Below are 20,491 nucleotides of genomic sequence, written 5' to 3'. Positions count from 1 at the left end.
CGGAACGGTCCGGATCGTCCGGCCCTCCGGAACGGTCCGGCCCGGCGTTAGGCTGAGGCGCATGGACCCGTTCGACGAACTGCTCCGGGGCGTCCGCACGGACGGCTCGGGGCTCCTCAAGCGCGAGTTGTCGCCGCCCTGGGACCTGAGGTTCGGGCGGGACGCCGATCTGACCCTGCTGGCACCGCTCGACGGCCAGGGCTGGTACGTCCCCGACGCCGACGGGGACCGTCCCGGCGGCGGGCCGCGACCGCTGCGGCCCGGTGACATCCTGGTGGCCCGGGGCGGGACGGGACGGGTCCTCACCGACCGGCCCGCCGACGGGTCCGGGGAGCCGTCCACCGGACCCGCCACCCTGGTCGTGGGCACCTACCAGGCGAGCACCGAGGTGGCCCGGCGGCTGCTGCGGGTGCTGCCGCCGCTGGTGGTGCTCTCCGGCGGCGACGGCTGTTCCTACGCGCTGGACTTCCTCGCCGCCCAGGCCGACGGCGTCCCCTCGGGACGGCAGGTCGTCCAGGACCGGGTGCTGGACTGGCTGCTGGTGTGCACCCTGCGCGGCTGGCTCGACCAGCCGGACGGGCTGCCGCCGGGCTGGCTCGGGGCGCTCTCCGACGACACCGTCGGACCGGTGCTGCGGGCGATGCACACGGCGCCCGAGCGGCCCTGGACGCTGGCCGCGCTGGCCTCCCTGGCCGGGGTCTCGCGCACCACGCTGGCCGAGCGGTTCGCCCGGCTGGTGGGACGGCCGCCGCTGACCTACCTCACCGACTGGCGGATGGCCCTGGCCGCCGATCTGCTCACCGGGTCCACGGCGACCGTCGGGTCGGTGGCCCGCCAGGTCGGCTACGCGGACGCCTTCGGCTTCAGCTCGGCGTTCAAACGCGTCCACGGGGCGAGCCCCAGCGCCTACCGGCACGCCGGGGGGACGACCGGGGACGCGGAGGCCGTCACCGGAACGGTCCGGGGGACGGTCACCGGACCGGGCCGGGAGGCGGTCGGCACGGCGGTCCGGGAAGCGGTCACCGGCCGGGGCCGGAAGGCGGTCGTCGGCGGGACGGAGCGGGAGTCCGTCTGACGTTCCGCGCCGGGTCCCCCGCCGCGCGGCCCGCCGAGGCCCACCGGCGATGTCCCCGGCTGGTCCCGGCCGCCCTCCCCCACCCGTTCGGACGGACAACGCGGGGCTCCCCGGACGGCCCGGGCCCAGACTGCGGACATGGACAGATGCCGCCGCCGGGACCGTCGTCGACCCGGGTTCCGCCCGAAGGCCGGGACGGGGAAACGGGCACGGACGCGGGCCGGGGCGGCCGGGTGCGCGCTGCTCCTCGCGGGCTGCTCGGCGCTGCTCGCCGGGTGCTCGGGGGACGGGACCGCCGCGCCGGACCCGTCGGCGAGCCCGGTCACCGAACGCGCCGCGCCCGTCCGGCGGTCGGCGGAGGACCTCCAGGGCGACTACGAACGGGCCATCGCGGACGTGCTGCCGTCCGTGGTGCAGATCCGGGGCCGTCAGGACCTGGGCTCCGGGGTGGTCTACGACGACCGGGGCCACATCGTCACCAACGCGCACGTCATCGGGGACGAACGGACCTTCCAGGTGACGACGGCGGGCAGCGAACGGCCGCTGACCGCGAAGCTGGTGTTCTCCTACCCGGAGCAGGACCTCGCGGTGGTCCGGCTGGAGCGGGTGCCCACCGGACTGCGTCCGGCGTCCTTCGGGGACAGCTCCCGGGTACGGGTGGGACAGATCGTGCTGGCGATGGGCTCCCCGCTGGGGCTGTCCTCCAGCGTCACCGAGGGCATCGTCTCGGCGACCGGCCGCACCGTCAGCGAGAGCCCGGACGGCGGCGGCACCGGCGCGACCATCGCGAACATGATCCAGACCTCCGCGTCGATCAACCCGGGCAACAGCGGGGGCGCCCTGGTGGACCTGGACAGCGAGGTCATCGGCATCCCCACGCTGGCGGCGACCGACCCGGCCTTCGGGAACTCCGCCGCGCCGGGCATCGGGTTCGCGATCCCCGCCTCGATGGTGACCACGGTGGCCGACCAGATCATCCGGGACGGCCGGGTCACCGACTCGGGCCGGGCGGCGCTCGGGATCACCGGGCGGACGGTGGTCGACCAGGACCAGCGGCCCGCCGGGGTGGCGGTGGTGTCGGTGACGGACGGCGGCGGCGCGGACGACGCGGGCCTGCGGCCGGGGGACGTCATCACCCGGGTGGCGGATCAGCCGGTCCCCACCCTCACGGCCCTGGCGGAGGTCCTCGCCGGGGAGAAGCCGGGCGACCGGGTGGCCGTCACCTATCTGCGGGGCGGCGACGAGTCCACCGTCGAGGTCACGCTCGGGGAGATCTGACGCGGGGACATCTGACCCGGGGAGATCTGACCACGGGTCGTCACCGGTCCGTGAACGGACCCGTTCGCGGGTCCCCGACCGCGGGTACCCGACCGCCCGGGCGCCCGCCCCGGCCGGTGTGCTCCGGCCGGGGCGGGCGGGACCGGGTGCGCCGGGGCGGGACCGGATCCGGACCCCGCCGGTCGCCGGGGCGGACGGGGTCAGGCCGGGTCGGCCACCGTCCCGCCCGTCGTCTCCCCGGGCTCGGCCGAGGGCTCCGCGTGCAGGCTCATCGGGCCGTAGACCACCGTGCCGTCCTCGGACAGGAACACCTGGTCGGCGCCGCCCGCGAGGATGTCCTTCCAGTGCTCCCCGATCCAGGTCTCGGCGTCGCCCTGGGTGGTGAACTCCTCCGGCTCCACCGCCGGGGCGACCTCCGTACCGTCGGCCTTCTCGAACCGCCACGTCCACGTCGCCATGCCAGCCTCCCGAGGTAGATCACGGTTGTGCGTGCAGCCGGAAGCCTAGCCGGGCGGGCGTCCGGCGCACCGGCGCGGGAGGATCTTCCCGTGGAACTCACTCTGCTCGGTACCGGCGGGCCGGACGGCCTGCCCCGCCCCGGCTGCCCCTGCGCCGTCTGCGCCCTCGCCGTCGGGGAGGCGGCGCGCGGCCCGTCGGCGGCGCTCGTGGACGGGACGCTGCTGCTGGACCTGACGCCGGGCGCCGCGTTCGCGGCGGCCCGGGCCGGGCGGACCCTGGCGGGCGTCCGTCAGGTGCTGCTGTCGCATCCGCACGACGGTCCGCCGGTGGAGGTCCCGCCGGGGCTGCCGCAGCCGGGGCGGGTGCCGGACGGGCGGGAACTGGCGCTGCTGACCGGGCACCGGGTGCGGGCCGTGCCGATGGACTCCCCCGGCACCGGGTACGCGGTGACCGGCCCGGACGGCCAGCGGCTGCTGTACCTGCCGCCGGGGGCGGCGCCCGCCGGGCTCGCCGACCCGGCCGGTCCGGACGGGCGCTACGACCTGGTGCTCGCCGACGTGGTGGGGCGGCCGGACGCGCTCGCCCGGCTGCGGGACTCGGGCGCGGTCGGCCCGACCACGGACGTGGTGGCGGTCCACCTCGACCACGGGGTGCCGCAGGGCCCGGAGCTGGCGCGGCGGCTGGCGGCGGCCGGGGCGCGGGCGGTGCCGGACGGGACGACGCTCACCGTGGGCGCGTACGAGGAGGTGCCGGACGTGCCGCGCCGGACGCTGGTGCTGGGCGGGGCCCGGTCGGGCAAGTCGGTGGAGGCCGAGCGGCGGCTGGAGACCTTCCCCGGGGTGGTCTACGTGGCGACCGGCGGGAACTACCACGGGTCGTCGCACGACGACGAGTGGGCGGCGCGGGTGGGGACGCACCGGGAGCGGCGGCCGGGCTCCTGGCGCACCGAGGAGACCTGCGACCTGGTGCCGCTGCTGGCGACGGGCGGTCCGCCGCTGCTGATCGACTGTCTGTCGCTGTGGCTGACGGACGCGATGGACGCGGTGGGCGCCTGGGACGACGCGGAGTGGGCGGACGGCGGCGAGCGGGAACTGCGGCGCCGGACGCGGGAGCTGACGGACGCGGTGCGGGCGACCCGGCGGGTGGTGGTGGCGGTGTCCAACGAGGTCGGCTCGGGGATCGTCCCGTCGACCGCGTCCGGCCGCCGCTACCGGGACGAACTGGGACGGCTGAACGCGGCGTTCGCGGCGGAGTGCGAGCAGGTGGTGCTGGTGGTGGCCGGACAGGCGCTGGTGCTGCGGGGGTGACGCGGGCCCTTCGCGGGCGGGCGGGGTCGCGGGAACGGGCCGTCCCGTACCCGCCGCGGCCCTCGCGCGGGCGGACCGGGTGGACCGGGGCCGGGGACCGGGAGGGGGGGACGCGCGGGGCGTCGGTCCGAGGAGGTCCGGAGCCGGAGGGGGACGGGCGGTGGAAGAGCAAGTCCAAGGGGCGGGCGGGGCGTTGACAGGAGGAGGGGCGTCCGGAAGTGTCTGCGGGCATGCAGCAGCAGCCGACGGCGGGCCCGGGGGTCCGTCTCGTGGAGCGCCGCCACGTCGACCTGGTCCGTGTCGCGAGCGCCGTCTGTCGTCACGTCTGACGCGCCCGGCCGGGCGCTGAGGCGCACCCGGCCACCCCGCTGAGCCCGGCCGGTCCGGTTCGGTCGGCGGGTCCCGTCCGGCCTGTCGCTCCGACCGGTCCGGTCGGCCCGGCCAGCTCTGTCGGTCGTCTGTCGGCCCGGCCCCTCGCGATGGATCCCGTCGGTCCCGTCGCGGTCAGTCCGGTCAGACCCTGTCGATCCGGTCGGGCTCACGAGGCCCGGCCCGCCCGTCTCCCCCGTTCCGCCTTCCCCTCCCGGACGACATCCGTCGCGTTCCGTTCCCCTCCGGTCCGGTCGGTGGTCCGTCCCCCCGTTCTCCGCGCGCGGCGCCACGCGTCCGCGCGGCCTCCGTCCCCGCCTGGAGCACCCCTGTGACCTCCTCCGGTCCCTCCCTGTCCCGACGCGCCTTCGGCGGTACCACCGCCGGGGCGGTGGCGGCCCTCGGACTGTCCGCGTCCGACGCCGCCGCCGACGGGCCCCCGCCCGCCGAACGTCCGTTCCGCGCCGTCCCCGCGCGCGGGCGGCGCGCCCGCCGCCCCAATGTGCTGTTCATCCTGGGTGACGACCTGGGCTGGGCCGATCTGTCCTCCTACGGGGCCCCGGAGATCCGCACCCCGCACCTGGACCGGCTGGCCCGGCAGGGCGTGCGGTTCACCGACGCGTACAGCGGTTCCGCGACCTGCTCGCCCACCCGGTTCAGCCTCTACACCGGCCGCTACCCGGGCCGGACGGCGGGCGGGCTCGCCGAGCCGATCGCGGACCGGTCGGTGGGACTCGATCCCGCCCACCCCACCCTCGCCTCGCTGCTGCGCGACGTCGGCTACCGCACCGCGCTGATCGGCAAGTGGCACTGCGGCTACCTGCCCGACCACAGCCCCACCCGGTCCGGCTGGGAGGAGTTCTTCGGCAACTTCGGCGGGGCGCTGGAGTACTACTCCAAGCTCAGCTCCGGCGGCCAGTACGACCTCTACGAAGGCGACGCCGAGTACCACGACCTGCGCTACTACACCCGGGTCCTGACCGAACGGGCCGTCGAGTACGTCAGCCGCGACCACGGGCGCGCCCCCTGGCTCCTCAACCTCAACTTCACCACCCCGCACTGGCCGTGGATCGCCGACGGCGACGAGGAGACCAGCGCCGAGATCGTCCGCCGGATCAAGGCGGGCGACCGACGGGCGCTGCGGCACCAGGACGGGGGCTCGCTGGCGAAGTACCGGGAGATGGTCGAGGACCTCGACCGCTCGGTCGGCGAGGTCCTCGCCGCCCTGAGGCGGTCCGGGCGGGAGGAGGACACCCTGGTGTTCTTCGCCAGCGACAACGGCGGCGAGCGCTTCTCGTACAACTGGCCGCTCAGCGGCAACAAGGGCTCCCTCCAGGAGGGCGGCATCCGGATCCCGTCGATCCTGCGCTGGCCCGCCCGGATCGAGGGCGGACAGGTCAGCCCCGTACCGGTGTTCACCCCCGACTGGACGGCGACCCTGCTGGACGTGGGCGGGGCGCGGCCCCATCCGGCGTACCCCCTCGACGGGGTCAGCCTCGCGGGCTATCTGCTGGACGGCGACGAGGTGCCCGGGCGCGACCTGTTCTGGCGGGTCCGGGGGGAGCGGGCGCTGCGCCGGGGCGAGTGGAAGTACCACCGGGGCAAGGACGGCCGGGAACGCCTCCACCGGCTGTCGGAGGACGTCCGCGAACAGGCCGACAAGTCCTCCGTGCGGCCCGGGTTGCTGACCGAGCTGAGGGCCGCGTGGGAGCGGATCGACCGGGGGCTGCTGCCGTACCCCTCGTGACCGGTCACGGGTGGGCGGCTCGGGCGTGACCGGCCGGGACCCGACCGGCCCTCGCCGAGGCCGTCGGCCGCGCGCGCCGTGACGGTCCGTCCGGCCCGCTCGCCAGCTCGCCAGCTCGCCCGCTCGCCCGCTCCGGTCCCGGGCTCCGGTCCCGGGCTCCGGTCCCGGGCTCCGGACCTCCGGCTCCGGGCTCCGACTCCGGGCTCCGGACCTCCGGCTGCGGACTGCGGATGCGGGCTGCCGGCGGAATCCGGTCCGGAGGGACGGGTCTATCCGGGGTCGGCGTCGCGGCGGGCGATCAGCCGGTAGGCGTGGGCGTAGCGGGTGCGGGCGGCGAGGGGGGCGCAGGCCCGGTCCAGGGCCGCGCCGAGGCGGGCCGTGGGGCCAGGCCGGGTGGTCGCAGGGGCGGGGGCGCGGCGGGCGAGGAACAGGGCGGCGGCGGTGCCGGGGCCCGCCGGGCGGTGGGCGGCGCGGCGGTCGGCCAGGACCAGGGTGTAGCCGAGGGCGCGCAGTTCGCGGCGGAGGTTGTCCTCCGGGATCAACTGGCGGACGCCGGGCCGGTGGTAGGGGGCCCACCAGCGGCCGAGGAGGAGGGCGGCCCGGCTGCCGGGGTCGGTGCCCTCGATCAGGAGGTGGCCGCCGGGGCGCAGGACGCGGTGGGCGGCGCGGAGTTCGGCCCGGGGATCGGGGACGCGTTCGAGATGGCGGAACATGCTGAGGACGTCGTAGCGGCCGGGGAGCCGGGCGGCCAGTTCGGCGAGGGGGCCGGGGTGGACCTCGTCCAGCCGTCCGTCGGCGAGGGCGCGGGCGGCCCCGGGGCCGGGACCGAGGGCGTCGAACGCGGTGTAGGGGTGGACCAGCCGGGCGACGGTGGCGAAGCGGACGGCGCCGGGGCCGGTGTCGAGCCAGCTCTCGGGTTCGCCGAAGGGCAGCAGGGCGCGGGCCGCGGCGCGGTGGTCGCGGTCGTGGCGACGGGCGGCGCGGGGGTCAGGGTCGGGCTCCGGGGCGGGCTGCGGAACGGGTTCCCGCGCGGGGTCGGGGTCGGGGGCGTCCGGGGAGCCCTCCCGGCCGGAGGGCGCGGGCCGGAAGACGTGGGCGCAGACCCGGCACTCGGCCAGCGGTCCGGGGGGCGCGGTGACGCGGAACCGGGCGCGCGGGGTGCCGGCACCGCACCAGGGGCACGCGGGGCGTACGGGCGCGCGGTCGGCGGTGCGCGCGGGGTACGGGGGGCGGGTCGGGGCGGAGGGGAGTGTGGCGGCGGGGGTGCCGACGGGTTCTGCTGACCCGGCGGACGGTCGCGTGGGGGGCACGAACCGGAACGTAAAGCATCAAAGAGGCGGGTTCAACGAGGTCCGGTCCGGTGCGTCCCGTGCCGTCCCGGACGGTGGCGGGCGCGGTGGCGCGGGGACGGGGTCCGGGGACCCGGCCCCGCACCGGCCCGGGCACCGGCCGCGCGTCCGGCGCGGGAGCCGTCCGGGGACCAGCGGCGCACCCGGCGCGGGGGACCGCGCGGGAGCCGTCCGGGGCCGGTCGCGAGCACGCCCGGGGAGCCGTCCGGCGAGTCCGGACGACCGTCCCGGCGAGCGGTGGGCGAGCGTCCCGGCGAGCGGTGGGCGAACGTCCCGGACGCCCGTGGCGAGCGGAGACGACCGGTGGGAGACGGTCCCGGACAGCGGTGGCGACCCGTCCCGGCGAGCGGTGCGGCCGGGGACGGCGACCGTGGGCCACCGGGGACGACGAGCGGTGGGCGAGCCGCCCAGCCGGTGGTGGCGAGCGCCGGGCGACGGCCACTGGGCGGCCGGGGACGGCGAGCGACGGCGACCGGAGACGGCAACAGGCGGACGGTGGCGAGCGAAGACGAACGAACCGGTGACGACCGGGGCGGCGACCTCGCGGCAACGGCCGGTGCGGTCGCGCGGGCCGCGTCCGCGTCCGGCACGGCGGCGGGGGTCCCCCAGGGGGCGGCCGGACCTCGCGGAAGGCACCGCTGGCGGTACTGTTCCGCGAATGAGCTCCCTGAATCCCGACGACTTCTCCGATCTGATCGAGCGCGCTGACGGCGGGCTGCGCAACGCCGCCGAGGAGCGCAGGGAACGGCAGGACGTGCCGCCCGGGGCGCTGGGCCGCCTCGACGAGCTGGGCGCCTGGCTGGCGGCGGCGCAGGCGTCGGTCCCGGTCCGTCCGGTGGAGAACCCGAAGGTGGTGCTGTTCGCCGCCGACCACGGGGTGGCCTCGCTGGAGGTGTCGTCCCGGGCCGCCGGGACCGCGCACGAACTGGTGCGGGGCGTGCTGGACGGGACGAGCCCGGTGGCGGTCCTCGCGCGCACCTCGGGGGTGCCCGTGCGGGTGGTGGACATGGGCCTGGACTGCGACCCGGACGCGCTGCCCGCCGAGGTGACGCGGCACCGGGTGCGGCGCGGTTCGGGGCGGATCGACGTCGAGGACGCGCTGACGCCTGAGGAGGCCGAGGCCGCGTTCCTGGCCGGGGTGGCCCTCGCCGACCAGGAGGTGGACTCCGGGACGGACCTGGTGGTGCTCGGGGACCTGAGCGTGGGCGGCACCACGGCGGCGGCGACGCTGATCGCCGCGCTGTGCGGCACCGACGCCTCGGTGGTGACCGGGCGGGGCGGGGTGCCCATCGACGACCTGGCGTGGATGCGCAAGTGCGCGACGGTGCGGGACGCGCTGCGGCGGGCCCGTCCGGTCCTCGGCGACCAGCTGCGGCTGCTCGCCACCACGGGCGGGGCGGACTTCGCGGCGATCACCGGTTTCCTGCTTCAGTGCGCGGTGCGCCGCACGCCGGTGGTCCTGGACGGGGTGGTGTCGGCGGCGTGCGCGCTGGTCGCCCAGCGGATCGCGTTCCGGGCCCCGGACTGGTGGCTCGCCGGACACGACTCCGGTGAGCCCGCCCAGGCCAAGGCGCTGGACCGGATGGCGATCGAGCCGCTGCTGACGCCGGGGGTCCGGGTCGGGGAGGGCACCGGGGCGCTGCTGGCGCTGCCGCTGGTGCGGGCCGCCGCCGCCCTCTCGGCGGAACTGCCCGTCCGTGACCCGGCCGACGCCGCCGGACCGGCCGACGGCCCGACGGCTTCCGATGCCGGGACCGGCATCGACGCCGACGCCGACGGCACGGGCGCCGGTGCCGGTACGGACGCCGGTGCCGACGCGGCGGACCCGGCCGGCACCACGGACGCGGCGGACGCGACCGCCGCCGGACCCCGCGGCTAGCGAGCCCCGCGTGGCCGCGCAGGAACGGGAACGGGAACAGGACCGGGAGGCGGCGTCCGCCCCCCGGAACGGGCACGGCCGCTGGCCGGGGCTCCGCTTCGCGTTCGGCACGCTGACCGTGCTGCCGGTGCGGGTCACCCGCTGGGACCGGGACGCGGCGCGCTCCGGGATGCGGTGGGCGCCGCTCGCCGGGCTGATCGTCGGGGGCGGCGCGGCGGCGCTGTCGACCGCTCTGCTGCTGGCGGGCGCGGGAGCGGCCCTGGCCGCCGTCGCCGCCGTCGCGGTGCCCGCCGCGCTCACCCGGGGGCTCCACCTCGACGGCCTCGCGGACGTCGCCGACGGGCTCGGCAGCGGGAAGCCCGCCGAGGACGCGCTACGGATCATGAAGCGCTCGGACATCGGCCCGTTCGGGGTGGTCACCCTGGTGCTGGCGCTGCTCGCCCAGACCGCCGTGCTCGCCGCGCTGTACGAGGCGTCCTGGGCGGCGGGGGCGGCGGGCGCCGTCATCGCGGGGGTGACCGCCCGTACGGCGCTGACGCTCACCGCCCGTGCGGGGGTCCCGGCGGCCCGGCCCGGCGGGCTGGGCGCGGTCGTCGCCGCGACGGTGCCCCGGGGCGGGGCGGCGGCCGTGGCGCTGCTGGCCGCCGCCGGGGCCGCCGCGCTGGGCGCGGCGGTGGACGGCCCGTACGGGGCGGTGCGCGGCGCGGCGGCGGTGCTGGCCGGGTGCGGGGCCGGGGAACTGCTGCTGCGGCGGTGCGTCCGGCGGTTCGGCGGGGTGACCGGAGACGTGTTCGGGGCGGTCGCGGAGACGGCGGCCACCGCCGCCCTCGTGATCCTCGCCCTGGGCCCCTGACCACCGGGGACGCACGCTCCTGACCAGGGGGGACGAGCGCCCCCGCCCCGCGGGGACGGCCGCCTCCACAGGACGGGCCCCGGGTGACGCCGCCCGGTCCGGTGGCGTCCCCACCGGGTGGACGGCACCTGCGTCACGGAGCGTAGGCTCCTCACTGGCACTCTTCCGGCCCGCTCCACAAGCGTCGGGTACGGGGCCGGTCGAGCCACCATCCCTCCCGGCTCAGGCCATGGAACTCCTAGGAAGCGAGATCCCACCACCGTGACTGCTCTCACTCTCAGCACCGCCGCCGCGTCCGGACTGCGCGCCGACGCGATCGTCGTCGGCGTCGCCCAGGGCGCCAAGGGCCCCGTGCTCGCCGCCGGCGCCGAGGCCGTGGACCAGGCGTTCGACGGCCGGCTGGCCGCCGTCCTGGAGACGCTCGGCGCCTCGGGCGGCGAGGGCGAGGTGATCAAGGTCCCCTCCCCCGCCGGACTGAAGGCACCGGTGGTGCTGGCGGTCGGACTGGGCGCGGTGCCCACCGCCGACGACGACGCCGAGGACAGCTCCAGCGCCGACTACACCGACGAGGTGCTGCGGACCGCCGCCGGGAACGCGGCCCGTGCCCTGGCCGGGGCCCGCAAGGCCGCGTTCGCGCTGCCGGTCGCCGACGCGGAGGCCGTCGGGGCCGTCGCGGAGGGCGCGCTGCTGGGGGCGTACGCCTTCGACGCGTACAAGGAGACCGGGCGCGGCAACCGGGGCGCCAAGAACGGCAAGGCGCCCCTCGCCGAGATCGCCGTCCTCGGGGGCAAGCCCCGCGACAAGGCGTACAAGGCGGCCGTCGCCCGCGCGACGGCGATCACCGAGGAGCTGAACCGGGCCCGCGACCTGGTGAACACCCCGCCCAACGACCTCGACCCGGAGGCGTTCGCCGCCGTCGCCACGGCCGCCGCCAAGGAGCACGGGATCAAGGTCCAGGTGCTCGACGAGAAGGCTCTGGCCAAGGGCGGCTACGGCGGCATCCTCGGGGTGGGCGCCGGGTCCGCCGCCGGTCCCCGGCTGGTGAAGCTGAGCTACACCCACCCGGACGCGGCGAAGCACCTCGCGTACGTCGGCAAGGGCATCACCTACGACTCGGGCGGCATCTCCCTGAAGCCCGCGGGCCACAACGAGACCATGAAGTGCGACATGGCGGGCGCGGCGGCCGTGTTCGCCGCGGTCGTGGCCGTGGCCCGGCTGGGCCTGGCGGTGAACGTCACCGGCTGGCTGGCGCTCGCCGAGAACATGCCCTCGGGCACCGCGACCCGCCCCGGCGACGTGCTGCGGATGTACTCCGGCAAGACCGTCGAGGTGCTGAACACCGACGCCGAGGGCCGTCTGGTGCTGGCGGACGCCATCGCCAAGGCGTCCGAGGACGAGCCCGACGCGATCGTGGACGTGGCGACGCTGACCGGCGCCATGATGGTGGCGCTCGGCAACCGCACCTTCGGCATCAACGCCAACGACGACGCGTTCCGCGCCGCGCTCCACGAGACCGCCGAGGAGGCGGGCGAGGAGGCGTGGCCGATGCCGCTGCCCGCGCACCTGCGCAAGGGCATGGACTCCCCGACCGCCGACATCGCGAACATGGGCGAGCGGATGGGCGGCGGCCTGGTCGCCGCGCTGTTCCTGCGCGAGTTCGTGGGCGAGGGCATCACCTGGGCGCACCTGGACATCGCGGGCCCGGCCTTCAACGAGGGCGGCCCCTTCGGCTACACCCCGAAGGGCGGCACCGGCTCGGGCGTGCGCACCCTGGTCCGGCTGGCGGAGCGCACCGCCGACGGCGACCTGGGCTGACGCCCCTCCCGGTGACGCACCGCGTCCAGCGGGACCCCGTGTGACGCGGCGGCCCCGGGCTCCGGCCCGGGGCCGCCGCGCCGTGTGCCCCGGATGTGTGAGGGATACCACCCGGTGGCCCGGCGGCACGGCACCCCCCGACTAGTGCGAAGATGGGCACCGGCAGGACAGGGCCCCCACCACAGGGCCGGAGAAAGAGCGGCCACACCAGCCGACCGGCCGGACACCCTCCCGGAAACAGGGTCCGGCACGCGGCGCAATGCATGGAGGACGTGACGTGGCGAACGACGCCAGCACCGTTTTCGACCTAGTGATCCTCGGCGGTGGCAGCGGCGGCTACGCCGCGGCCCTGCGCGGTGCCCAGCTGGGTCTCGACGTCGCCCTGATCGAGAAGAACAAGCTGGGCGGCACCTGCCTGCACAACGGTTGCATCCCGACGAAGGCCCTGCTGCACGCCGGCGAGGTCGCGGACCAGGCCCGCGAGGCCGAGCAGTTCGGCGTCCGCGCCACCTTCGAGGGCATCGACATCAAGGCCGTCCACAAGTACAAGGACGACGTCATCGCGGGCCTCTACAAGGGCCTCCAGGGCCTGGTGGCCTCCCGCAAGGTGACGTACATCGAGGGCGCGGGACGGCTGTCCTCCCCGACGTCCGTGGAGGTGAACGGCCAGCACGTCCAGGGCCGCCACGTCCTGCTGGCGACCGGCTCCGTGCCGAAGTCGCTGCCGGGCCTGGAGATCGACGGCAACCGGATCATCTCCTCGGACCACGCGCTCACCCTGGACCGGGTGCCGGAGTCCGCGATCATCCTGGGCGGCGGCGTCATCGGCGTCGAGTTCGCCTCGGCGTGGAAGTCCTTCGGCACCGACGTGACCGTCGTCGAGGGTCTGAAGCACCTGGTGCCCGTGGAGGACGAGAACAGCTCCAAGCTGCTGGAGCGGGCGTTCCGCAAGCGCGGCATCAAGTTCAACCTCGGCACCTTCTTCGAGAAGGCGGAGTACACCCAGGACGGCGTCCGGGTGACCCTGGCCGACGGCAAGGTCTTCGAGGCCGAGGTGCTGCTGGTCGCCATCGGCCGCGGCCCGGTCTCGCAGGGCCTCGGGTACGAGGAGCAGGGCGTCGCGACGGACCGCGGCTACGTCCTCGTCGACGAGTACATGCAGACCAACGTGCCGACCGTCTCGGCCGTCGGTGACCTGGTCCCCACCCTCCAGCTCGCGCACGTCGGCTTCGCCGAGGGCATCCTGGTGGCGGAGCGGCTCGCCGGTCTGAAGACCGTGCCGATCGACTACGACGGCGTGCCCCGGGTGACCTACTGCCACCCCGAGGTCGCCTCCGTGGGCATCACCGAGGCCAAGGCCAAGGAGATCTACGGCGCGGACAAGGTCGTCGCCCTGAAGTACAACCTGGCGGGCAACGGCAAGAGCAAGATCCTGAAGACCGCGGGCGAGATCAAGCTCGTCCAGGTCAAGGACGGTGCCGTGGTCGGCGTCCACATGGTCGGCGACCGGATGGGCGAGCAGGTCGGCGAGGCCCAGCTGATCTACAACTGGGAAGCGCTGCCCGCCGAGGTCGCCCAGCTCATCCACGCCCACCCGACCCAGAACGAAGCGCTCGGCGAGGCCCACCTCGCGCTGGCGGGCAAGCCCCTCCACTCCCACGACTGACACCGGTCACGGGCGCGACGACCACAGACTTCCGCACTTTCGTAAGGAGCAACCGAAACCATGGCGGTTTCCGTATCCCTTCCGGCTCTCGGTGAGAGTGTCACCGAGGGCACCGTCACCCGCTGGCTGAAGGCCGAGGGCGAGCGCGTCGAACTCGACGAGCCGCTGCTGGAGGTGTCCACCGACAAGGTCGACACCGAGATCCCCTCCCCCGCCGCCGGCATCCTGGCCTCCATCAAGGTCGCCGAGGACGAGACGGTCGAGGTCGGCGCAGAGCTGGCCATCATCGACGACGGCAGCGGCGCCCCCGCCGCCGCTCCCGCCCCGGCCGCCGCCGAGGCCCCCGCCGCTCCCGTGGCCCCCGAGGCTCCGGCCGCCCCCGCGGCTCCGGCGGGTGCGGCCGAGGGCACCGACGTGGTGCTCCCGGCGCTCGGCGAGTCCGTCACCGAGGGCACCGTCACCCGCTGGCTGAAGGCCGTGGGCGACAGCGTCGACGCCGACGAGCCGCTGCTGGAGGTGTCCACCGACAAGGTCGACACCGAGATCCCCTCCCCGGTCGCCGGTGTGCTGCTGGAGATCGTGGTCGGCGAGGACGAGACCGCCGAGGTCGGCGCCAAGCTCGCCGTGATCGGTGCCGTCGGCGCCGCTCCGGTCGCCGCGCCCGCTCCTGCGGCGCCCGCCCCCGCCCCGGCCGCGCCCGCTCCGGTGGCCCCCGCCGCCCCGGCGCCCGTCGCCGTGGCTCCGGCCGCTCCGGCCCCGGCTCCGGTCGCCCCCGTGGCGCCCGCGCCGCAGGCCCCGGCCCCGGTGGCCCCGGCCGCCCCCGCGCCCGCCGCGGCCCGCCCGGCCGACGACGGCGCCTACGTCACCCCGCTGGTGCGCAAGCTCGCCACGGAGAACGGCGTGGACCTGGGGTCCGTCAAGGGCACCGGTGTCGGTGGACGCATCCGCAAGCAGGACGTCCTCGCCGCCGCCGAGGCCGCGAAGGCCGCCGTCCCGGCCGCTCCGGCGCCCGTCGCCGCCGCGCCCGCCCCGGCCGCCCGCAAGGCCCCGGCGCTGGAGGTCTCCCCGCTGCGCGGGCAGACCGTCAAGATGACGCGGATGCGCAAGCTCATCGGCGACAACATGATCAAGGCGCTCCAGACCCAGGCCCAGCTGACCTCGGTCGTCGAGGTCGACGTGACCCGTCTGATGCGACTGCGCGCCCAGGCCAAGGACTCCTTCGCCGCCCGTGAGGGCGTCAAGCTGTCCCCGATGCCGTTCTACGTGAAGGCGGCGGCCCAGGCGCTCAAGGGCCACCCGATCATCAACGCCCGGATCAACGAGGACGAGGGGACCATCACCTACTTCGACACGGAGAACATCGGCATCGCCGTGGACTCCGAGAAGGGGCTGATGACCCCGGTCATCAAGGGCGCCGGCGACCTCAACATCGCCGGGATCGCCAAGAAGACCGCCGAGCTGGCGGGCGCGGTGCGCACCAACAAGATCCGCCCCGACGACCTCGCGGGCGCGACCTTCACGATCAGCAACACCGGCTCGCGCGGCGCGCTGTTCGACACGGTGATCGTGCCGCCCACCCAGGCCGCCATCCTGGGCATCGGCGCCACGGTCAAGCGCCCGGCGGTCATCGAGACCGCCGAGGGCACCGTGATCGGCGTCCGGGACATGACGTACCTGTCGCTGTCCTACGACCACCGTCTGGTGGACGGCGCGGACGCCGCCCGTTACCTGACCGCCGTCAAGGCGATCCTGGAGGCGGGCGAGTTCGAGGTCGAGCTCGGCCTCTGATCCACCGGCGCCGCCCGCACGGGAGTACGATCCGTCCCCCGTGCGGGCGGCGCCGTCTTTCCCCGGCGGGGTCCCCGCCGGGGCCCGCGCCCGCGCACGGGCCTGTAAGGCTCACCACACCTGCGACAACGCCCCCGTCCGACACGCGTCAGGACGGGGGCGCGGCCGTATTGTCTATGGGTCAATGCCCTTGGGGGTCCCACGACGCCCGGCAGCAAGGAGCCCCGCATGACCGCGCCCGTCGTCCACTCGCTGCGCGAACAGATCCGCGAGCACATCGTGGAGGGGATCGTCAGCGGGCGCTGGAAGCCGGGCGAACGCATCGTCGAGCGGCGGATCGCCACCGAGCTGGAGGTCAGCCAGACGCCGGTGCGCGAGGCGCTGCGGGAGCTGGAGTCGCTGCGGCTGATCGAGTCGGCGCCCAACAAGGGCGTCCGGGTGCGCAACCTCACCGCCGCCGACCTGGAGGAGAGCTATCCGGTGCGGGCGGGGCTGGAGGCCATCGCGGCCGAGCTGGCCGCCGAACGGCTCGCCCACGACTGCTCCGCCCTGGAACCGCACGTCGCGGCGTTGTACGAGGCGGACCGCCGCGCGGACGGCACGGGCCAGGTGCGGCACACCGTGGGGTTCCACCGGGAGCTGGTGCGGGCGGCCCGCAACGCGGTGCTGCTGCACACCTGGGAGGGGCTCGGCATCGAGGTCTTCACCGCGCTGTCCATCCGCTGGCTGGGAACCGTCCAGCAGTCCTACGCGGAGGAGCACGACGCGCTGGTCGCCGCCTTCAAGCGGCGGGACCCGGCCATCGCCGAACTGGTCAAGGCGCACGTCCTCGGCTGCGCGCCGCGCCCGGACGCGGGACCGCACGCGGGGGCGCACGGGGTGCCGCACGGGGGCTGAGTCCGGGCCACCCCGTTCGCACGTGTCACGACGGCCCACAGGGGCCCCAGGGGCCCCAGGGGCCCTATGGGCCCTATGGGCCCTATGGGCCCTCCAGACCCCATCAGCCCCATTGTGGGCCCCATGGGTTCTCCACGGGACGGCCGACCGACCGGCGGGGACGGATGGCCCCCGGACGGGCGGAACCATCGGCTCCCGCCCGGAACGGACGCTTCCCCTGGGACGGCTCAGACCGCCACCAGCACCGCTCAGATGTGCGAAACCACCGCGTTCACCTGCGAAAACCAGGCACGGCATGCCGAGCACAGAGGCACTCCGTGCCGACTTTCTTCATCCGGGGAGGTTTTACCGGTCAACCCTTTGATCGATCATCGATCAGGGGGTTACAGTCCTCGTTGGGCTTTCACCAGAGCCCTCGCCCTGTCCTGCCAAAGACCAAGGGCAACCCGACACCCCTACCGATGAGGGAACCCCTTCGACTCCGGAAGGCGGCGACATGACCGACCCCACCGCGATCCAGCCGAGCGAGCTGGACCAGCTCCCTGACCGCGACCCCGAGGAGACCGCCGAATGGCAGTCATCCCTGGACGCCGTGACCAAGGCAGCAGGTCCGCACCGTGCCGCCTATCTGATGCGGCGCACGCTGGAGCGGGCCGAGGGCGCCGGTCTCGCGCTGCCCAAGCTGCTCGAAACCGACTACGTCAACACCATCCCGACCGCCGCCGAGCCCGCGCCCGACGGCGACGAGGAGCTGGAGCGGCGGATCACCGCCTGGAACCGCTGGAACGCGGCGGCCATGGTGACCCGGGGCAGCAAACTGGGCGTCGGCGGCCACATCGCCACCTTCGCCTCGGCGGCCTGGCTCTACGAGACCGGCTTCAACCACTTCTTCCGGGGCAAGGAGGCCGCTGACGCGCCCGGCTCCGGTGACCAGCTGTACATCCAGGGCCACGCCTCCCCCGGCATCTACGCCCGCGCCTTCCTCGACGGCAGGCTCTCCGAGAGCCACCTCGACCGCTTCCGCCAGGAGGCGGCGGGCGGCGGCCTGCCCTCCTACCCGCACCCGCGGCGGCTGCCCTGGCTCTGGGAGTTCCCCACCGTCTCCATGGGCCTCGGCCCGCTCTCCGCGATCTACCAGGCCCGGTTCAACCGGTACCTGACCAACCGCGGCATCAAGGACGTCTCCGCCTCGCACGTGTGGGCGTTCCTCGGTGACGGCGAGATGGACGAGCCCGAGTCGACGGCGGCCCTCGCGCTGGCCGCCCGCGAGGGGCTGGACAACCTCACCTTCGTCATCAACTGCAACCTCCAGCGCCTCGACGGCCCCGTGCGCGCCAACTTCAAGATCGTGCAGGAGCTGGAGGCCCAGTTCCGCGGCGCGGGCTGGAACGTCGTCAAGTCGCTGTGGGGCTCCGCCTGGGACGAGCTGTTCCAGCTCGACACCACCGGCGCCCTGGTACGGCGGCTGCGCGAGGTGCCCGACGCCCAGGTGCAGACGTACCAGACCCGGGACGCCGCCTACATCCGCCAGGACTTCTTCGGCAAGGACCCGGCGCTCGCCGGGCTGTCCAAGCTGGTCAGCGACGACAAGATCCTGGAGTGCTTCCACCTCTCGCGCGGCGGCCACGAGCCCCGCAAGGTGTACGCCGCCTACCGGGCCGCCCTGGCGCACAAGGGCGCGCCGACGGTGATCCTCGCGCAGACCGTGAAGGGCTTCACCCTCGGTGAGGGCTTCGCGTCGAAGAACGCGAACCACCAGATGAAGAAGCTGTCCACGGACGAGTTCAAGCGGATGCGGGACCTGCTGGAGCTGCCCATCGCGGACAGCGCCTTCGCCGACGGCGTGGTCCCCTACGGCCACCCCGGCGCCGACTCCCCCGAGGTCCGCTACCTCCAGGAGCGCCGCGCGGCCCTCGGCGGTCCGGCCCCGGCCCGCCGCACGCACCCGCTGGCCGCGCTGCCCGCGCCCGCCGACAAGACGTTCACGTCCTTCGACAAGGGCTCCGGCAGCCAGTCCGTCGCCACCACCATGGCGCTGGTCCGGCTGCTGAAGGACCTGGTCCGGGACAAGGAGACCGGCCGCCGCTGGGTGCCGATCGTCCCCGACGAGGCCCGCACCTTCGGCATGGAGTCGCTGTTCCCGTCGCTCGGGATCTACTCCCCGAAGGGCCAGACGTACGAGCCGGTCGACCGCGACCAGCTGATGTACTACCGCGAGGCCACCAACGGCCAGATCCTCAACGAGGGGATCACCGAGGCCGGGTCGATGGCCGACTTCATCGCCGCGAGCACGTCGTACTCGACGCACGGCGAGGCGATGATCCCGTTCTACATCTTCTACTCGATGTTCGGCTGGCAGCGGACCGCGGACCAGATGTGGCAGCTCGGCGACCAGCTCGGCCGTGGCTTCCTCATCGGCGCCACCGCCGGACGGACCACGCTCACCGGCGAGGGCCTCCAGCACGCGGACGGGCACTCCCCCGTCATCGCGGCGACCAACCCGGCCGCCCTCAGCTACGACCCGGCGTTCGCCTACGAGGTCGCGGCGATCGTCAAGGAGGGTCTGCGCCGGATGTACGGCGAGGCCGCCGAGGACGAGGACCAGGACGTCTTCTACTACCTCACGGTCTACAACGAGCCGCTGCCGCAGCCCGCGAAGCCGTCCGGGACCGACGAGGGCATCGTCAAGGGCCTGTACCGCTTCAACACCGCGGAGTCCGCGGGGCTGACGCTGCCCGCCAACGCCTCGCGCATCCAGCTGCTGGGCTCCGGCACGGCGATCCACTGGGCGCTGAAGGCGCAGCGGATGCTCGCCGAGGAGTGGGGCGTCGGCTCCGACGTGTGGTCGGCCACCTCCTGGACCGAGCTGCGGCGCGACGCGCTGGAGGCGGACGCGGCGGTGCTGCGCGGGGAGGACCGGGTGCCGTTCCTGCGCAAGGCGCTCGCCGGGGCCGAGGGGCCCGTCCTCGCCGTCAGCGACTACATGCGGCAGGTGCCGGACCAGATCGCCCAGTGGGTGGAGCAGGACTGGTCCTCGCTCGGCGCGGACGGGTTCGGGCTCTCCGACACCCGGGACGCGGCGCGGCGGCACTTCGGGGTGGACGCCGAGTCGATCGTCGTCGCGGCGTTGGCGCAGTTGGCGCGGCGTGGTGAGGTCTCCGCGACCTCGGTCAAGGAGGCGCGCGAGCGCTACGGTCTCTGAGCCCGGTACGGAACGGCGCCGCCCGCCCGTTCCGTACCCGGCCCCGACCGCCCTCCCGTTCGCCCCGGGCCCCCGCCGTCTCCGGCGGGGGCCCGGGGCGTTCCCCTTCCGCTCCCGGCCCGGGTGCTGACGGCGAACCCTTCGCGCGGTTCCCCGCGCCCCTCACGGGGCCTCGGCCGTCCCCGTCCGGCTTCCCCACTGCGTGGGTCGTTCGCGCAGTTCCCCGCGCCCCTTCCAGGGGCTACTGACCACCCCGTCCGGCTTTCCCACCGCGAGGGTTGCCCGCGCCGTTCCCCGCGCCCCTCACGGGGCGGCCAACGTCCCCGTCCGGCTTTCCCGCCGCGCGGGTTGCCCGCGCCGTTCCCCGCGCCCCTGGCGGGGCCGTCAACGTCCCCGTCCGGCTCCCCGCCACAGGGGTTGCTCGCGCGGTTCCCCGCGCCCCTCATGGGGGCCTTCCGGCCGGTGTTCGGCTCACTGTCGTGGTGGGTTGCTCGCGCAGTTCCCCGCGCCCCTGGTGGGGCCGTCAACGTTCCGTCCGGCTTTCCCGCCGCAGGGGGTTGCTCGCGCGGTTCCCCGGGCCCCTGGCGGGGCCGTCAGCGTCCTCGTCCGGGTTTCCCGCCGCCTGGGGCGCTCGCGCGCCCTAGTGGGGGGCTGTGAACCGCCCGCTTCAGGCCCGCAGGCGACGAGCCCGCCGAGAGGCCCCCGAAGGGGCGCGGGGAACTGCGCGGGTGACCCACCACGACCCGCAGGTGACGGCACCCGCCCAACGCCCCGTGAGGAGCGCGAGGAACCCACGACCACCCGCAG

At 75.4% G+C, this 20,491-nt stretch carries 14 protein-coding genes; 12 read left to right on the top strand and 2 right to left on the bottom strand.

The annotated features are described in order from the left end of the window. The first annotated feature begins 61 nt into the window (after positions 1-61). Together ACVWNX_RS26005 and ACVWNX_RS26000 are read left to right on the top strand one after the other, a co-directional pair. Complete coding sequence (locus ACVWNX_RS26005) at positions 62-1,075, top strand: AraC family transcriptional regulator (RefSeq protein ID WP_454410400.1); 1,014 nt, start codon at positions 62-64, stop codon at positions 1,073-1,075. A gap of 138 nt (positions 1,076-1,213) precedes the next feature. Beyond that, positions 1,214-2,353: a S1C family serine protease gene (locus tag ACVWNX_RS26000; RefSeq protein ID WP_454410398.1), complete on the top strand. Its 1,140-nt coding sequence runs from the start codon at positions 1,214-1,216 to the stop codon at positions 2,351-2,353. 200 nt (positions 2,354-2,553) lie between these two features. On the opposite strand, the gene ACVWNX_RS25995 is transcribed toward ACVWNX_RS26000, so the two are convergent. After that, positions 2,554-2,811, bottom strand: a complete 258-nt coding sequence (locus tag ACVWNX_RS25995) for a hypothetical protein (RefSeq protein ID WP_454410396.1) — start codon at positions 2,809-2,811, stop codon at positions 2,554-2,556. 90 nt (positions 2,812-2,901) lie between these two features. On the opposite strand from ACVWNX_RS25995, the gene ACVWNX_RS25990 reads away from it, so the two are divergent. The 3 genes from ACVWNX_RS25990 to ACVWNX_RS25980 all read left to right on the top strand — a co-directional run bounded on the left by ACVWNX_RS25990 (position 2,902) and on the right by ACVWNX_RS25980 (position 6,235). Next, on the top strand, positions 2,902-4,119 hold the full coding sequence (locus ACVWNX_RS25990; protein WP_454410394.1) for a bifunctional adenosylcobinamide kinase/adenosylcobinamide-phosphate guanylyltransferase: 1,218 nt from the start codon (positions 2,902-2,904) through the stop codon (positions 4,117-4,119). 230 nt (positions 4,120-4,349) lie between these two features. After that, on the top strand, positions 4,350-4,448 hold the full coding sequence (locus tag ACVWNX_RS25985) for a putative leader peptide (RefSeq protein ID WP_454414941.1): 99 nt from the start codon (positions 4,350-4,352) through the stop codon (positions 4,446-4,448). Between the two features lie 371 nt (positions 4,449-4,819). Then, positions 4,820-6,235 (top strand): sulfatase family protein, encoded by a 1,416-nt coding sequence (locus ACVWNX_RS25980; protein ID WP_454410392.1) that lies wholly within the window; start codon positions 4,820-4,822, stop codon positions 6,233-6,235. Between the two features lie 269 nt (positions 6,236-6,504). Here ACVWNX_RS25980 and ACVWNX_RS25975 read toward each other — a convergent pair whose 3' ends face one another. After that, positions 6,505-7,545, bottom strand: a complete 1,041-nt coding sequence (locus ACVWNX_RS25975; RefSeq protein ID WP_454410390.1) for a class I SAM-dependent methyltransferase — start codon at positions 7,543-7,545, stop codon at positions 6,505-6,507. 697 nt (positions 7,546-8,242) lie between these two features. Here ACVWNX_RS25975 and cobT point away from each other — a divergent pair. From cobT to aceE, 7 genes are all read left to right on the top strand, one after another. Continuing rightward, positions 8,243-9,463 (top strand): nicotinate-nucleotide--dimethylbenzimidazole phosphoribosyltransferase, encoded by a 1,221-nt coding sequence (cobT, locus tag ACVWNX_RS25970; RefSeq protein WP_454410388.1) that lies wholly within the window; start codon positions 8,243-8,245, stop codon positions 9,461-9,463. A gap of 10 nt (positions 9,464-9,473) precedes the next feature. Continuing rightward, on the top strand, positions 9,474-10,316 hold the full coding sequence (locus ACVWNX_RS25965; RefSeq protein ID WP_454410386.1) for an adenosylcobinamide-GDP ribazoletransferase: 843 nt from the start codon (positions 9,474-9,476) through the stop codon (positions 10,314-10,316). 261 nt (positions 10,317-10,577) lie between these two features. After that, positions 10,578-12,131: a leucyl aminopeptidase gene (locus ACVWNX_RS25960; protein ID WP_454410384.1), complete on the top strand. Its 1,554-nt coding sequence runs from the start codon at positions 10,578-10,580 to the stop codon at positions 12,129-12,131. A 277-nt stretch (positions 12,132-12,408) separates the two neighbouring features. Next, positions 12,409-13,797 (top strand): dihydrolipoyl dehydrogenase, encoded by a 1,389-nt coding sequence (lpdA, locus tag ACVWNX_RS25955; RefSeq protein WP_454410382.1) that lies wholly within the window; start codon positions 12,409-12,411, stop codon positions 13,795-13,797. 60 nt (positions 13,798-13,857) lie between these two features. After that, complete coding sequence (sucB, locus tag ACVWNX_RS25950) at positions 13,858-15,585, top strand: 2-oxoglutarate dehydrogenase, E2 component, dihydrolipoamide succinyltransferase (RefSeq protein ID WP_454410380.1); 1,728 nt, start codon at positions 13,858-13,860, stop codon at positions 15,583-15,585. A gap of 228 nt (positions 15,586-15,813) precedes the next feature. Then, entirely contained in the window at positions 15,814-16,482 is a 669-nt protein-coding gene (locus tag ACVWNX_RS25945) for a GntR family transcriptional regulator (RefSeq protein ID WP_454410378.1), read from the top strand. Positions 16,483-16,978: 496 nt separating this feature from the next. Next, complete coding sequence (gene aceE / locus ACVWNX_RS25940; RefSeq protein ID WP_454410376.1) at positions 16,979-19,684, top strand: pyruvate dehydrogenase (acetyl-transferring), homodimeric type; 2,706 nt, start codon at positions 16,979-16,981, stop codon at positions 19,682-19,684. Positions 19,685-20,491 lie beyond the last annotated feature (807 nt).

The sequence above is a fragment of the Streptomyces sp. JNUCC 64 genome (genome assembly GCF_054484115.1).
Note: the sequence above shows the minus strand (reverse complement) of the source record. Positions and strands in the feature narration are given on the sequence as shown.

Excerpts from the sequence above, each read along its gene's own strand:
- ACVWNX_RS25995 (WP_454410396.1), bottom strand. The coding sequence starts at position 2,811 with ATGGCGACGTGGACGTGGCGGTTCGAGAAGGCCGACGGTACGGAGGTC.
- ACVWNX_RS26005 (WP_454410400.1), top strand. The coding sequence starts at position 62 with ATGGACCCGTTCGACGAACTGCTCCGGGGCGTCCGCACGGACGGCTCG.
- sucB (WP_454410380.1), top strand. The coding sequence starts at position 13,858 with ATGGCGGTTTCCGTATCCCTTCCGGCTCTCGGTGAGAGTGTCACCGAG.
- aceE (WP_454410376.1), top strand. The coding sequence starts at position 16,979 with ATGACCGACCCCACCGCGATCCAGCCGAGCGAGCTGGACCAGCTCCCT.
- ACVWNX_RS25985 (WP_454414941.1), top strand. The coding sequence starts at position 4,350 with ATGCAGCAGCAGCCGACGGCGGGCCCGGGGGTCCGTCTCGTGGAGCGC.
- ACVWNX_RS26000 (WP_454410398.1), top strand. The coding sequence starts at position 1,214 with ATGGACAGATGCCGCCGCCGGGACCGTCGTCGACCCGGGTTCCGCCCG.
- cobT (WP_454410388.1), top strand. The coding sequence starts at position 8,243 with ATGAGCTCCCTGAATCCCGACGACTTCTCCGATCTGATCGAGCGCGCT.
- ACVWNX_RS25945 (WP_454410378.1), top strand. The coding sequence starts at position 15,814 with ATGACCGCGCCCGTCGTCCACTCGCTGCGCGAACAGATCCGCGAGCAC.